The organism is Niallia sp. HCP3S3_B10 (genome assembly GCF_052064465.1).
GTDB classification, from domain to species: domain Bacteria; phylum Bacillota; class Bacilli; order Bacillales; family Cytobacillaceae; genus Niallia; species Niallia hominis.
On the sequence record NZ_JBQHVO010000034.1, the window covers coordinates 39094 to 53256 of the forward strand.

The 14163-nt window shown below is 33.3% G+C and carries 12 protein-coding genes; 8 read left to right on the forward strand and 4 right to left on the reverse strand.

The window, feature by feature from the left end; all coding sequences use genetic code 11:
* Positions 1–136: 136 nt before the first annotated feature.
* The 8 genes from ACTNDN_RS15030 (at position 137) to ACTNDN_RS15065 (ending at position 10390) form a co-directional block, all read left to right on the forward strand.
* A complete protein-coding gene (locus ACTNDN_RS15030) occupies positions 137–1360 on the forward strand; it encodes a putative glycoside hydrolase (RefSeq protein ID WP_035416518.1) in 1224 nt (407 codons plus the stop codon).
* Between the two features lie 3 nt (positions 1361–1363).
* On the forward strand, positions 1364–1939 hold the full coding sequence (locus ACTNDN_RS15035) for a GNAT family N-acetyltransferase (RefSeq protein ID WP_031538219.1): 576 nt from the start codon (positions 1364–1366) through the stop codon (positions 1937–1939).
* A 517-nt stretch (positions 1940–2456) separates the two neighbouring features.
* Complete coding sequence (gene spxA / locus ACTNDN_RS15040; protein ID WP_031538220.1) at positions 2457–2852, forward strand: transcriptional regulator SpxA; 396 nt, start codon at positions 2457–2459, stop codon at positions 2850–2852.
* 543 nt (positions 2853–3395) lie between these two features.
* Complete coding sequence (gene mecA, locus ACTNDN_RS15045; protein ID WP_031539974.1) at positions 3396–4058, forward strand: adaptor protein MecA; 663 nt, start codon at positions 3396–3398, stop codon at positions 4056–4058.
* 613 nt (positions 4059–4671) lie between these two features.
* Positions 4672–6189 (forward strand): cardiolipin synthase, encoded by a 1518-nt coding sequence (gene cls / locus ACTNDN_RS15050; RefSeq protein WP_031539975.1) that lies wholly within the window; start codon positions 4672–4674, stop codon positions 6187–6189.
* A gap of 147 nt (positions 6190–6336) precedes the next feature.
* Positions 6337–7518, forward strand: a complete 1182-nt coding sequence (locus tag ACTNDN_RS15055) for a competence protein CoiA (protein WP_441131379.1) — start codon at positions 6337–6339, stop codon at positions 7516–7518.
* A gap of 169 nt (positions 7519–7687) precedes the next feature.
* Positions 7688–9511 (forward strand): oligoendopeptidase F, encoded by a 1824-nt coding sequence (gene pepF, locus ACTNDN_RS15060; RefSeq protein ID WP_441131380.1) that lies wholly within the window; start codon positions 7688–7690, stop codon positions 9509–9511.
* Positions 9512–9940: 429 nt separating this feature from the next.
* On the forward strand, positions 9941–10390 hold the full coding sequence (locus tag ACTNDN_RS15065) for a DUF305 domain-containing protein (RefSeq protein WP_031539979.1): 450 nt from the start codon (positions 9941–9943) through the stop codon (positions 10388–10390).
* Between the two features lie 480 nt (positions 10391–10870).
* On the opposite strand, the gene ACTNDN_RS15070 is transcribed toward ACTNDN_RS15065, so the two are convergent.
* From ACTNDN_RS15070 to ACTNDN_RS15085, 4 genes are all read right to left on the reverse strand, one after another.
* A complete protein-coding gene (locus ACTNDN_RS15070; RefSeq protein WP_031539983.1) occupies positions 10871–11743 on the reverse strand; it encodes a ClpXP adapter SpxH family protein in 873 nt (290 codons plus the stop codon).
* The gene (locus ACTNDN_RS15075) at positions 11743–12150 is read right to left on the reverse strand and encodes a globin domain-containing protein (protein WP_031539984.1); all 408 of its coding nucleotides are present in this window, start codon (positions 12148–12150) and stop codon (positions 11743–11745) included. The genes ACTNDN_RS15070 and ACTNDN_RS15075 overlap by 1 nt, the downstream gene beginning before the upstream one ends.
* Before the next feature lie 105 nt (positions 12151–12255).
* Positions 12256–12885, reverse strand: a complete 630-nt coding sequence (locus ACTNDN_RS15080; RefSeq protein WP_031539986.1) for a lytic transglycosylase domain-containing protein — start codon at positions 12883–12885, stop codon at positions 12256–12258.
* 348 nt (positions 12886–13233) lie between these two features.
* The gene (locus tag ACTNDN_RS15085; RefSeq protein WP_031539987.1) at positions 13234–13821 is read right to left on the reverse strand and encodes a CYTH domain-containing protein; all 588 of its coding nucleotides are present in this window, start codon (positions 13819–13821) and stop codon (positions 13234–13236) included.
* Positions 13822–14163 lie beyond the last annotated feature (342 nt).

A 14163-nucleotide genomic window follows, 5' to 3' on the forward strand; every position in this document is an offset into this window, starting at 1 on the left:
AATGAGGTGTCGCCTTTTTATACTAGCACGGTGGCAAAAGAGAAAAAACAGTAATAGCCTAAGTTTGTTTGAGTTGTTACAATAAAAGGAATACATAATTTATACCAAGATAGTGGATAATGGATACTGTACATAGATGGGAGTTATCGCCGTGAATAAAAAACTAATATCCTTCGGGTTAACTATATCTTTATTATTCCCTAATGTCGCTTTGGCTAAAGGGGAGAAGGTCATTCCTAAACAACCAGTAAAACAAATGGAAGTTATGATAAAACAATTGCCAGCTACTTTACCAAGATTGAAAACCAATTCCTTTACTTTTTCATACCCAGATGCGGTAAGAGGTATATATGTAAATGCCCACTCAATTGGTGGGAGCAAGTGGAACCAATTAATCAATTTAGTAAAAAATACGGATTTAAATGCAATGGTAATTGATTATAAAGAAGACCATGGAAATTTGACCTTTATGCCGGAAGAAAGCTCTCCTTATCAGAAAATTGGGAGTGATTCTATAAAGAACATGAAAGCATTATTGGAGCAGCTTGAAAAAGAGAAAATTTATCCGATTGCACGCATTGTTGTTTTTAAAGATTCAGTGCTGGCAAAGGAAAAACCAGAATGGTCTTTTGTTCAAGGGGAAAAGGTTTGGACAAATGGAAGGGGAGAAGCTTTTGTGAACCCCTTTGAAAAAAAGGTCTGGGAATATAATGTCAATCTAGCATTGGAAGCGGCGAAAATGGGCTTCCAAGAGATACAGTTTGATTATGTTCGTTTTCCAGAAGGATTTGAAAATAAGGCAGATAAATTAACCTATACGAAGGGTGATTATGAGAAATTAAATGTAACAGAAGGGGAAAAAAGAGTAGAAGCTGTTACAGATTTTGTTGAATATGCGAAAGGAAAACTCGAACCATATGATGTAAAGGTTTCTGTTGATATATTTGGATACACAGCAACCTTAGATCAAGCACCAGGTATTGGGCAAAACTTTTCAAAAATAAGTAAACATGTTGATGTTATTTCATCGATGATTTATCCAAGCCATTGGTCTTCCTATTTTGGCATTGAAAAACCAGACCTCCATCCTTATGAACTTGTGAGCGAGTATATAAAAGTCGAAAAGCAAAAGTTAAATCAACTTGACAAACCGCCAATTTCAAGACCATGGCTCCAAGACTTCACAGCGACATGGCTTGGTAAAGATAATTATCAAGTATATGGACAAGAGGAGATTCAAAAGCAGATACAAGCCTTAAATGATCAAGGGGTTTCTGAGTTTTTATTATGGAATGCTGGAAATAATTATACAAAAAATGTTAACTATATACCGAATAACAAAGAAGAAAAAGGAGATTAATAAATGCATTGGTACGATAAACTTAATGAATATTTTCCTGTTGAAGAAATGAAATCGCAAGAACATATGGAAGCTTTGCTTAAGGATTTTCCAGAGTATTATCATAAGGATGAAGACAAATATCATGTGTTGATGTATGTGGAAGCGGAGGACTTTATTTTTATAGATTATTTATTTGTTTCTAATGAAGCCAGAGGGCAAGGTCTTGGACATCAATTAGTTGAGAAGCTAAAAAAGAAGGGGAAACCAATTATATTAGAAGTGGAACCTATAAATTATAAGGATAGTGATACAAAAAAGAGATTGAAATTTTATCAGCGTGAAGGATTTAAACATGCAAAAACGATTGGTTATAGACGGTTGTCATTAGCAACTAGAGAAGTAAATGCGATGGAAATTCTCTATTGGGCTCCAAATAATGAAGGAGAAGATGTCGTTTATCAGGCATTGGTAAAGACATATAATAAAATTCATACATATAAGGATGTCCATTTTTACGGGGAAGCTTATGAACCAGTTGAAAAAGTAGTGCAATTGAACGATGAGGAAGAACAAAAAAACATTTTTGACGAAATTTAATTAGCTTGCAAAGATAAAATCCCCTTGAGGAAGATAGGTTGAGGATGAACGATCTGTAAAGGTCGTATTTTCATTAAAACATTTTAATTGAGAATAGAAATAGGTTTAATGAAAAGAAATAAGGGGTATTAAAAAATAAGGTCATTTTTAAAACAAATATCCTAACAGATACCGTAAATTTTTGAAACTTTTTTTGTTTTCAAACGTCTATAATGATAAGCAACAAAATAAGAGAGGAATTCGTACAAGTATAACGAGTTTTTCTTACATAAAGGAGGAGAACACCAACAAACATTGCAAAGAATAGAAGCTTATAAACAGAAAAAAATCATACTTGTGGATAATTTTTTCAAAACATATACCATAAAGCAAATAATTAGTGTATAATAATTAATATAAATTACTTGATTGAATTAATTATAATTTAAGAATTTTCGAAAAAAGAATTCAAGTTATTTATAATTATAATGAATGTAGTTAATTACATGTCTAAATAAAGGGAGCGTGAATTTGTAAAATGGTAACATTATACACTTCACCAAGTTGTACATCCTGCAGAAAAGCAAAAGCATGGTTAGAGGAACATGAAATTGCTTATAAAGAAAGAAATATTTTCTCAGAGCCTCTTTCAATTGACGAGATAAAAGAAATTCTTCGCATGACAGAAGATGGAACCGATGAGATTATTTCAACAAGAAGCAAAACTTTTCAAAAACTAAATGTGAATTTAGAAACAATGCCGCTACAAGATTTATTTGGCATTATTCAAAATAATCCAGGGCTATTAAGACGCCCAATTATAATTGATGAAAAAAGGCTGCAGGTTGGGTATAACGAAGATGAAATTCGTCGATTCTTACCAAGAAAAGTTCGTACTTTCCAATTAAGAGAAGCTCAACGATTAGTTAACTAATTATAAGCAAGTATAAAAAGATCTGACTTTATAGGATGTGATTTTATCATCCTTTGGTCAGATTTTTATTTTTTATTTGGGAAATAGGCTCAATCCTATTAATAGGAAGAGAAGCGACGAACGAATGCTTTGTAAAAGTTTAAATGATTAGCTTAAACTGAAAATCAATATGTTTGGATAAAACGGATAGTTATTTGCTTTTTCTTTTTAGTTTGAAATAATTTCTATGAGGTAATACTACTAAATATAACGAAACAGGAATAAGGTATTAAAAAGAAATAAAACCTGAGGCTGAATGAAGCTGTGCTTATTTTAGAAAATTGAGAATTGTGAATGTTTTTTGAATGGGTATTTAATGGTTTTTTTCGATCCCAAGATATTTTAATTCCATTTATACAGCTTTTGTCATAAAATATAAGGTACAAGGTACAATACAAGGAAAATATAAATTTTTATTTCAGAACGATTTATTGTAAGGAATAAAACAAATCTGTATGGGGGTCTCTTGTCCCTTCCATCATAGTCTGAAGGGAGTGTTAGCGTATGGAAATTGAAAGAATTAATGATCATACAGTAAAGTTTTATATTTCGTATATTGATATAGAAGAACGTGGTTTTAAGCGTGAGGAGATTTGGTATAATCGGGAACGTAGTGAAGAACTATTTTGGGAAATGATGGATGAAGTGCATCAAGAAGAAGACTTCATGTTTGATGGACCATTATGGATTCAGGTTCAGGCATTAGAAAAAGGGTTGGAAATTCTCGTTACAAAAGCACAGCTTTCAAAAGATGGACAGAAGTTTGAAATTTCTATCCCTGAGGATAAGTTGAAGGATTTACCAGTAGATGAAAGATTTGAAGACTTGATGGATCAACACTTTACCATTAAAGATGGGGAAGAAGAATACGATGACAGTCTTGAATTTATACTAACATTTAAAGATTTTGAGGACATCATCTCCTTATCCAAACTACAGGGACTAGAAGGAATTGATACCAAACTTTATACCTATAATGATAAATACTACTTATTTGTACAGTTCCTTGACGAAGAAATACCAGAAGAGGAAGTAGAAAATGCATTAAGCATTTTATTAGAATATGCTCAAGAAGATTCCAAAATGACAATTCATGTTCTCCAAGAATACGGAAAAATAATTATTGAGAACGAAGTATTTATGGAGTTAAGAAAATACTTTCATTAAAAAATAGGATACAACAATAATATTTGGAAGTGAAGAAGAAGCTCTACAATGTTCGGTTAGTGCCTGCATTGTAGAGCTTCTTTGTGTATATAGGCCAAAGAATCACAGTGAAGCATGTATAATTGTCTTTCATTTTTAATAGATATAGACACCTTTATTAAATAGAAAATTAGCCTTATTTTTTCGAGGGCACTGAAAAAGTCTAGTTCTCCAAATAAAATGAGGTTTTATTTATTTGAAAGCGAATAATAAGTTGGTTTGGAGAGGCGTCCGCTCGACTCCTACGGGAGATGCGAGAAAGTCCGAGACCCTGCAGGAGCGTGAGCTGTGAAGCGGCTCGGCGCTCGCCCCGGTGAGTCGTGCGGTAAGCCTCGGAAAACAAAAACCTACACTAAGTTAGAAAGGTTTGGTAACTACCGATTCACCAGGTAATTCACTTTTTCAGTGGCCTCATTTTTTCAAGGAGTTGTGGGTTCATTAGTGTTCTTTTCAAAAGAGCAATTTAGCAGCTTTTAAAGCGAGTATTAAATTGACATTGTGGGTAAATATAAGGGAATAATAATGAATAGAGCTAAGCTTAATGTAAGTAAATGGGAGAATGGCGGTGTTTGCTATGAATCATACTGCTAGGTTAGGATTATTTTTTGTTGTTGCAGCTCTTTTTGTTTATGTGTTTAATTTATTTTTTTCTATTCGGGGAGGAATTTACGGGCAGTTAAGTTTAGTAATAAGTTTATCAGTGATTTTTATTGGATTTGTTATATTTTTTGAAAATAGACACCCAACACAAACACTAACATGGTTAATTGTTTTAGGAAGTTTTCCGATTATTGGTTTTGTCTTTTATTTATTCTTTGGCAGGAACTATCAGAAGGAAAGAGTTTATCGAAAAAAATACTTTTTGGATAAAGAAGCATTTCTTAAGATTGAGCAAGATATTGGTTCTAAATCAGAAGAGAAAAGAAAGATTCTAGACGGACATCAACGCAATTTATTTCACCTAGCTGAGAAGCTTGGAAATAGTCCAATCTCCTTTGGTACCTCAACACAGGTGTTAACAGATGGTGAGGAAACATTTTCTACTATTTTAGATGAACTGAAGCGAGCGAAACACCATATTCACATGGAATATTATATAGTAAGAGATGATGCAATCGGTTCTCAGATTAAGGACATATTAGTTGAAAAAGCAATGGCTGGGGTACAAGTTAGATTTTTATATGATGCAGTTGGATCTTGGAAGCTTTCTAAAAGGTTTTGCCTAGAAATGAAAGAGGCTGGCATTGAAGTAATTGCATTTGGGCCTGTTAAAATGCCTTTTTTTAATAGCAAATTTAATTTTAGAAATCATCGTAAAATTATTATTGTGGATGGAAATGTGGGCTTTGTTGGTGGGCTGAATATTGGGGATGAGTATTTAGGGAGAAATCCTTCAATTGGATATTGGAGAGACACTCATTTACTTGTGAAAGGTAATGCAGTAAGATCTTTGCAATTAATTTTTCTCCAAGATTGGTTCTACATGACTAGTCATAGTTTTTTAACAGAGGAATACTTAACACCTGTTTCTGAGGAAAATTCACATGGTGGAGTACAATTAATAGCCGGTGGTCCTGACAATGAATGGAGTGTTATTAAAAGTATATTTTTCAGTATGATTACGACTGCGAAAGTATCGATTTGGATTGCCACTCCATATTTTATTCCAGATGAGGACATTTTTTCTGCAATTAAAATAGCATCTCTAAGTGGAGTGGATGTTCGCATACTTGTACCTAGTAAACCAGATAAACGAATCGTTTTCCATGCTTCTCGTTCCTATTTTCCAGAATTATTAGAGTCAGGTGTAAGGATTTTTGAATACAATCGAGGATTTATGCATAGCAAAATTATTATTGTGGATGGAGAAATAGCCTCCATTGGGACTTGTAATATGGATATGAGGAGCTTTCATTTAAATTTTGAAGTAAGTGCTTTTTTATATAAAACAAGGAGTATAGAAAAACTAGTAAAAGATTATAAGGAAGACATCAAACACTCACTTGAATTAGAAGTGGCGAGCTTTAATAAAAGGCATTATGGGTATAGGATGCTTGAATCCACTTCTAGATTATTGTCACCATTGTTATAAAGCAAGCCTTGCAACAGGGAAAACTATCTTTCTTGGACAAAGATAGTTTTTTTTGCATTTTTTACATGAAAATTAATATTCTTGAAGGATTCGGAAGGACAAAAAAGAATAAGTATTAGGAAAGAAATCAAAGGGAGGGATTTGTATTTGTTTACTGCCATGACCGAAAAAGGAAGCATTATTAATTTATTTACTATGAGAGACAAGGAAGAACTAAAAGCATGGAAAAATATTCCGACATATTGTCCAGAATGTAAAGGACGTGTCATTTTGAAAATGGGGACAAAAAAGATTACTCATTTTGCCCATCAAAGGAAAGACTGCTGTTCAGGTAACGGAGAGGCTGAGTCTTCCTACCATTTGCAAGGGAAGCTTCAATTATATCAAAAATTACTTCAAGTAAATCTTCAGCCAGAATTAGAACCATATTATCCAGAAATAAAGCAACGGGGAGATATCAGCTTTATCTTACATCATAAAAAGTATGTAATTGAATTTCAGTGTGCCGTCATTTCTCCTCAATTTGTAAAAAAGCGTACAGATGGCTATCGAAAAATTAATATTCAGCCCATATGGATTATTGGCTTTAATCAAATAAAAAAATGGAATCCAATCAAATTGAAACTTACTGCTTTTATTTTTCAATTTCTCACTTTCTATCAGAGCCAGTATCTTCTACCAATATATTGCCCATTTAATAAGGTCTTTTATTTGCTTCACAATCCCATTCCAATCTCCGTCTCTCAAACTTTTATCTCTACTTCTTCCTATCCCTTAGTGAAATTAGAGAAAAGTCTCCCGAAAATTCCAAGCATGAATATCCATTATTCCTATTGGCGTGAGCTACTAAACCGCCAAAAAACAAAAGATTTACATTATCCTACTAAGACGAATGATCATTTTTTAAAAGAACTCTATGCCGGTGAATTACATCCTCATTTTTTGCCACCATTTATCGGAATCCCTGTAAAAGAAGGTTTCCTCTTTGAAACACCACCACTATTCTGGCAAGCATATATTTTTCTCGATAGCTTTTGTCTTAATGAAGAAAAGAAAATTTATCCACTTCAAAAAGTTTATGATTTTTTTCAAAAAAGAATAAAGGCAGGACAAATTAAAATAAGAGAGTTTCCTTTTCTAGAAAACATAGAATGGAAAACCGTCGTTAAGCATTATTTACAAATGCTTGTGAGTATCCAAGTTTTGGAAGAAATAAAACCCAATTTCTTTCGACTTCTTCATCAGAAAAAAATAAGTAATTATGAGAGACAAACACAAGAAGAAGTACTGTTTTATCAGCGATTAAAAAATATGATGGATAAGCAATAAATGATAATGAAAAAGGAGAAATTACATATGATAATAGTATTGGTCAAATGCTTATAATCGGAATTAAACCGGAATTTTGTTACAATAAAGAAGGAATTAGTTTATAAAAAGAGAACTATGTATTATGGTTTATTTTCGAATTACGAAGGATAAGAGTGGAGGATTTAGTATGTCAACAGAAACAAGTGTTAAGAAATTACCATTACGCAATGAAATTCCAGTTGAGGACACTTGGAAATTAGAGGATATTTTTGTGACTGATGAAGAATGGGATAAAGAATTTGAAGAAGTAAAGAATTTATCACAAAAGGCAACAGAATATCAAGGCAAGCTGGCAGATAGCGCAGATGTTCTTTATGAAGCTTTGCAGTATCAAGACGAGCTTTTATCAAGGCTCGGAAAATTATATACATATGCACATATGCGGTATGACCAAGATACAACGAACAGTTACTATCAAGGGGTAGATGGCCGTATTAAAAGCTTATATGCCCAAGCTGCAAGTGCTCTTGCATATATGGTTCCAGAATTATTGTCTATTGATGAAAAAGTAATCAATGCTTTTTTAGAAGAAAAAGCAGAATTACAGCTATATAAAAAGGCGTTAGAAGAAGTTAACTTGCAACGTCCACATGTATTAAGTGCAGAACAGGAAGCATTGTTAGCACAAGCATCAGAAGTATTGGATTCTTCAAGCAATACATTTGGAATGCTTAATAACGCTGATTTAGAATTCCCAACCATTAAAGATGAGAATGGAGAAGAAGTAGAGGTTACTCATGGCCGTTATTCACGTTTTTTAGAGAGCGCAGATGAGCGAGTACGTCATGATGCATTTATGGCCGTTTATGACACCTATGGAAAATTTAAAAATACGTTTGCCTCCACTTTAAGTGGAGAAGTAAAAAATCATACATTCAATGCAAAGATAAGAAATTATAGCTCACCAAGGCATGCTGCACTGGCTGCGAATAATATTCCTGAACAAGTGTATGAAAATTTAGTGGAAACGATAAATAAAAATTTACCATTATTGCATCGCTATGTGAAGCTTCGCAAAAAGGTTCTTGGAGTAGAAAAGCTTCATATGTATGATCTTTATACACCGTTAGTAAAGGATGTAAAGATGGAAATACCTTATGATGAAGCGAAGGAATTAGTAGTGAAAGGTTTGGCACCTCTAGGAGAAGAATATGCTTCAATCTTAAAAGAAGGCTTTGAAAATCGCTGGGTGGATGTCCATGAGAATAAAGGGAAGAGAAGTGGTGCCTATTCTTCAGGCGCATACGGAACAAATCCATATATTTTAATGAACTGGCAGGATAATGTGAATAATTTATTTACATTAGCTCATGAATTTGGCCATTCTGTGCATAGCTACTATACAAGAAAATCACAACCATATCCATATGGGAATTATTCCATCTTTGTCGCTGAAGTTGCTTCTACTTGTAATGAATCCTTGTTAAATGATTATTTGCTTAAAACGATTACGGATAAGCAAAAACGTTTATACTTGCTTAATTATTTCCTAGAAGGATTCAGAGGTACAGTATTCCGTCAAACGATGTTTGCTGAATTTGAACAACTAATTCATGAAAAGGCAAGTAATAATGAGCCATTAACTGCTGATTTATTGACAAAAGAGTACTACGCATTAAATCAGAAGTATTTTGGTGAAGAAGACATCGTAATTGATGAGGAAATTGGATTAGAATGGTCAAGAATACCGCATTTCTATTATAATTTCTATGTGTATCAATATGCGACTGGCTATAGTGCTGCAACGGCCTTAAGTAAACAAATTTTGGAGGAAGGAAAGCCTGCTGTTGAGCGATATATCGATTTTCTCAAGGCTGGAAGCTCCGATTATCCAATTGAGGTTCTTAAAAAAGCTGGGGTAGATATGACAAGCAAAACACCAATTGAAGAGGCTTGTAAGGTATTTGAAGAAAAATTAAATGAAATGGAAAGCTTATTGAATGAACTATAATAGTCTGTAGGATGAAAAACGGGTAGGAGAGACAGCTCTCTTACTCGTTTTTTTTGTTCATTTATTTTGTTTTCTAGAAAATCATTGATTAATAGATAAAAAATTACTTCGAACAAAGGGATAGGGCATGTGAATTTTAGGACTATCTATGTTTCAAAAGGTTTAGTTTAATATAATAAAATTGGCAGACCGTGATATTCGATAAAGTCATCAAAAAGCTAAGGAATAGTTGACTAAAGCAAAATCTGATTATACTTCTATTGGTAATAAATGGATTTTAGGTTATAAGGGATTCTATGATATGAAATACTCCATATTATTTGGATGAGGTTTTGTTTAATTGTAGTTAGGGAAGAGAAATCTCTAAGAAGGGATGTTTGAGAATCGGAGGGGGTTAATTCTAAAAATTAATAGAAAGGGAGTTTTTTTATGAAGCCATATGTAAAGTTTTTTGGAATGGTTTTAACCTCAACAATTGTCATGTTTCTATTTAAATACTTGAGTACTTATAAAATGGACCATATTTTTTTTAGTGAAACAAGAGCGTATATGGCTTTGTTGATGGGAGCGACAATGGCGCTGATTATGCTAGTATTTATGGTTAAAATGTTAAAAAATCGGAAAGTAAATATAATGATTGCGATTGGAAGTGTAGTTGTCTTTTTTCTTTCCCTATACTTGTTGAGGAGCCAAACACTTGTTGACGATGTGGATTATATGGAAGCAATGATTCCCCATCATTCCATTGCCATTTTAACGAGTGAGCGTGCTCAAATAACTGATCCAAGAGTCCGAAGTCTCGCTGATGAAATTATAAGTACGCAAATAGAAGAAATTAATGAAATGAAAAAATTAATAAAAGATTTAAAAGATGAATAATAAATTAAGAAGTATAGATTCCTGTAAATAGAGTTATTAAGCTAAGATATTGTAGGAGATGCTGGCGCATAAAATAATCTAGCCCCTATTTGTCTAATGGATTTTGCATTTCTATACTTTTTCAGTAAATTTGGAGGAGTTGTATTCTCAGAAAGAGCGGACGGGAAATGACGATAATCTTTACAAAAACGTCTTTAATTTTGACGCTTTTGTGAACAAAGTATCGAGTGTATTGCGAAAATTGATTGACCTATGATAGTATATAGTTGTGAAGTTAATCACATACAAACTTATACCCCTTTGTTTGACCGTGAAAAATTTCTCCCATCCCCTTTGTTCGTAAAAAAATAAAAAAGGCCTTGCCTTGAGACAGCAAGTCCTTTTTTATTTTTTTAGGATTCCTTTTTATCTTTCCTATTTTGAAGCAAAATAAAAAAATAGACATGGCATCTGTTGTAGATATGCCATATCCCTTATTTACTAACCGATATATTTCCAAAACACCCCGTATTTAGCAGGTATTTGTTCTACTAGTTGTTGTAATTGCAATTTCTTCATTTCTTTTTCCACTTCTTGTATCGATTTATTATAAACAACAGATAATTCCTTGGACGCAACAAGTTTAAAACACTCTAAAAAGTTTTCGAGTGGTGGTGGCGCTGCTTTTTCTGGTTGAATTTGCAGCATTTCTTCGATGATTTGAACATATATCTCATAAGGATAATAACCTGTGACTTTAATTCCTTCTTCTTCAATATTTTCATTAAAGAAGACTAATGTCGGAATTTCATTTACTTCCATTTCTCTTGTGATTTTTAAATCACATTGAAATGCCTTCGCTGCACTATGTGAATGGATATCAGCTACAAACTCAATTACATCTATTCCCACGCTCTTGGCACAAGATTTAAGTACATCAAATGTGGCAATATTTTTTTTCTCCAAAAATAAAAGCTCTTGTAATTTTCGTAAGAATTTCATTCCCGATTTCCGGCCTTGCAATTCTGCCGCCTTTAGCGCAATGGAAGGTAAATGTGGCGAAATAATAGGATTATCAAACCATAAGGAACCATCACATGACATTCCAGAACGACTAGCTGTTTTTTCCCAAAATTCAGCAATGTTTGCATGCTTGCTTTTCTTACTACAATTTAAAGAAGATAATCTACCACTTAATACATGTTTAAGGGAGAAATATCGTCCATACTCAATTTGTAGTTTTTTCATAATAGGTTCAAGTGCCCAGCATTCAGGACAGAGTGGATCGATAAACATATAGATTTCAAGTGGTTTACTTTCTTGGCAATTATCATCAGCTGTTTTCGGCTTGGATATAGAGAAGTCTTTTTCCATCACGTGTTATCACCTTTTTTAGTTTCGATTTCCTCCGAATTGATCATATGTTTTGCTGTCAGCACGAGTCTTGAAAAAATCCCATCACGCAGTTCGCTATCTAGTTCTACTTCTTCCATGGCCTGATCCATGCAAGCTAACCATGCTTGTGCTCTCTTTTCTGTTATGGGAAAAGGTAGATGTCTCGCTCTAAGCATAGGATGACCATGTTCATTTGAATAAAGGGAAGGACCACCTAAAAATTGTGTAAGAAATTGTTTTTGTTTACGAGCTGTTTCTGTTAAATCCTTTGGGAAGATAGGAGCTAGGTCAGGATGTTGACCAACATGATTGTAGAATATATCTACAAGTTTATTTAATGTGGCTTCACCGATTTGATCATAAGGTGTCGACATTTTCTCGACCATATTTAAAACTCCTTTTTCGTTCTTTTATAACATTACTTTATTATATTGTAACAATCCACATTTCATTGTACAAATAAATAGCTTGTAAATAGATCGAGATAGAAATTATGCCATATATTGCTGTGTGACTTTGTTTACGTAATTCTGGGTTTCTTTGAACGGTGGAATACCACCATACTTATCAACATTAGCAGGCCCTGCATTATATGCAGCTAAAGCAAGTTCAACATCTCCGTTATATTTGTCTAACATTTGCTTTAAATACTTACTTCCGCCCATGATATTATCTATTGGGTTAAATACATTTTGTACACCTAATGATTTTGCAGTACTAGGCATTAGTTGCATTAATCCAGATGCTCCTGCATAGCTCGTAGCGTTTGGATTGAAGTTAGATTCCACTTTAATAACGGAGCTTATTAATTTTTCAGGTAGATTATATTTATCCGCAGCTACTTTAATCATTTCATCGTAATCGGTGGCAGATGACGATGAAGAAGAAAGCTTTGTTAAGTTCATTGGTAGAAGGGATACATTACTAGTCACTCCTACAGGAAGGGAAGAAGTTCCTAGAGTATTGTTTTCAATAGAATTTGTTAAAGTTGATTCGGATGACAACATACTACTCAGAAAGTCTTGGAAAAGGGTGGATGCACTACTATTTGTAGTGTTCATAGAATTTAAACCTTGTAAAGCTTGGAGTTCAAGCATTACTTTAAATTGATCAATTTTCATTGCTTTCCTCCGTTGTTAAAATAAGGACTTTTATACAGTCATGCAAAATTTCGTTTAACAAAATGAAGATGGTTGGGACATAAGTATTGCCGTTAACGATAAGCACGACCATTTTCTTGTTTTAGTCTAAAAAAATGTTTTCTTGAAGTCTGCTGTTATTACACGCAGCCTGAATACACTTCGCTCTCCATGGGGAAGGCGCCGAGCCACTTCCATAGGAGTCTACGTGTATTCAGGCTGTTCCATTTTGCCAACTAATTATAAGCAAAATTTTCAAGATACAATCTTAAAAAACGCAATGGAACCATATATGAAGGTCCATTAAATGGTGTATTAATAAACTAAAATTTATTTTTGTTTGTATTTTTCTTCATAAAATCTGCGTACTTTATTTTTCGTTTTTCTAACGGGAATGTTTAAGCTGGATAATAGTTCTGTGAAATATAGTTCTCCTTCTTCCCGATTACTTACTTCATATTCTAACTCATAATCTTCTTTTTTTAAATAAAAACTATGATCTAAAACTAGTAAACCATTTCCAATTGTTTTTTCTGCTCTAATAGTTCGGAGGCTTCCAAAATATAAAATGGAAGCAGGCTCGATGTTCATTTCTACCAATAGACGAGAAATTTTCTCATCGTTTATTTTCCCAGTTGCAAAAATTGCTTCGCTTTCTTCTTTGGAAAGAACTTTATTTGTTTCAAGAAGTCCATCTGGATGAGGCTGTTTTAATGTTAATTCATACCCGTCATTCTTTTTGCGAATTCTTAATGCAGAATGGTTAGCCTTTAAAGCAAAATCGCTTGTATCAAAATAATGATTTTCTTGCTCAAATAAATCTCCTTCTTGAATGTGAAAATGAGTAAGAAGCAATTCATACTCTTTCTTGGTTAACATATTTTTAAATTCAATTTCAATGTTTTGAGTTTGCGACATAAATAAATCCTTTCTATTGTAATCTTGTCTATTATTATAAAGTGAGATTAGAAAACAAGCTATTGTCAACTTCCATTTTGTTTCCGTTCCATTTTTTTATTCCTTTTGTGTTAAATAAACAGCTACCTAGGCAGCTGCGCTTTTCTATTTGTCTAGCTCCAGGCACCCAGGGGCAGATGGGCTTCGCGCCCGTTCCCTACGATAAGTCAACATCGGCTCACTAACGTTCACCGTGTTTCCTTTATCTCAGGTAGAAATGATAATTTAAATATGTACAAACGTGCTTGAATAAAGATGTACAAAATTGATTATGAATTACATACTAATATTGGGTGATTAGTA

Coding starts and splice junctions, on each gene's coding strand:
- ACTNDN_RS15030 (WP_035416518.1), top strand. CDS start 137: ATGGGAGTTATCGCCGTGAATAAAAAACTAATATCCTTCGGGTTAACT.
- ACTNDN_RS15035 (WP_031538219.1), top strand. CDS start 1,364: ATGCATTGGTACGATAAACTTAATGAATATTTTCCTGTTGAAGAAATG.
- spxA (WP_031538220.1), top strand. CDS start 2,457: ATGGTAACATTATACACTTCACCAAGTTGTACATCCTGCAGAAAAGCA.
- mecA (WP_031539974.1), top strand. CDS start 3,396: ATGGAAATTGAAAGAATTAATGATCATACAGTAAAGTTTTATATTTCG.
- cls (WP_031539975.1), top strand. CDS start 4,672: ATGAATCATACTGCTAGGTTAGGATTATTTTTTGTTGTTGCAGCTCTT.
- pepF (WP_441131380.1), top strand. CDS start 7,688: ATGTCAACAGAAACAAGTGTTAAGAAATTACCATTACGCAATGAAATT.
- ACTNDN_RS15065 (WP_031539979.1), top strand. CDS start 9,941: ATGAAGCCATATGTAAAGTTTTTTGGAATGGTTTTAACCTCAACAATT.
- ACTNDN_RS15070 (WP_031539983.1), bottom strand. CDS start 11,743: ATGGAAAAAGACTTCTCTATATCCAAGCCGAAAACAGCTGATGATAAT.
- ACTNDN_RS15075 (WP_031539984.1), bottom strand. CDS start 12,150: ATGGTCGAGAAAATGTCGACACCTTATGATCAAATCGGTGAAGCCACA.
- ACTNDN_RS15080 (WP_031539986.1), bottom strand. CDS start 12,885: ATGAAAATTGATCAATTTAAAGTAATGCTTGAACTCCAAGCTTTACAA.
- ACTNDN_RS15085 (WP_031539987.1), bottom strand. CDS start 13,821: ATGTCGCAAACTCAAAACATTGAAATTGAATTTAAAAATATGTTAACC.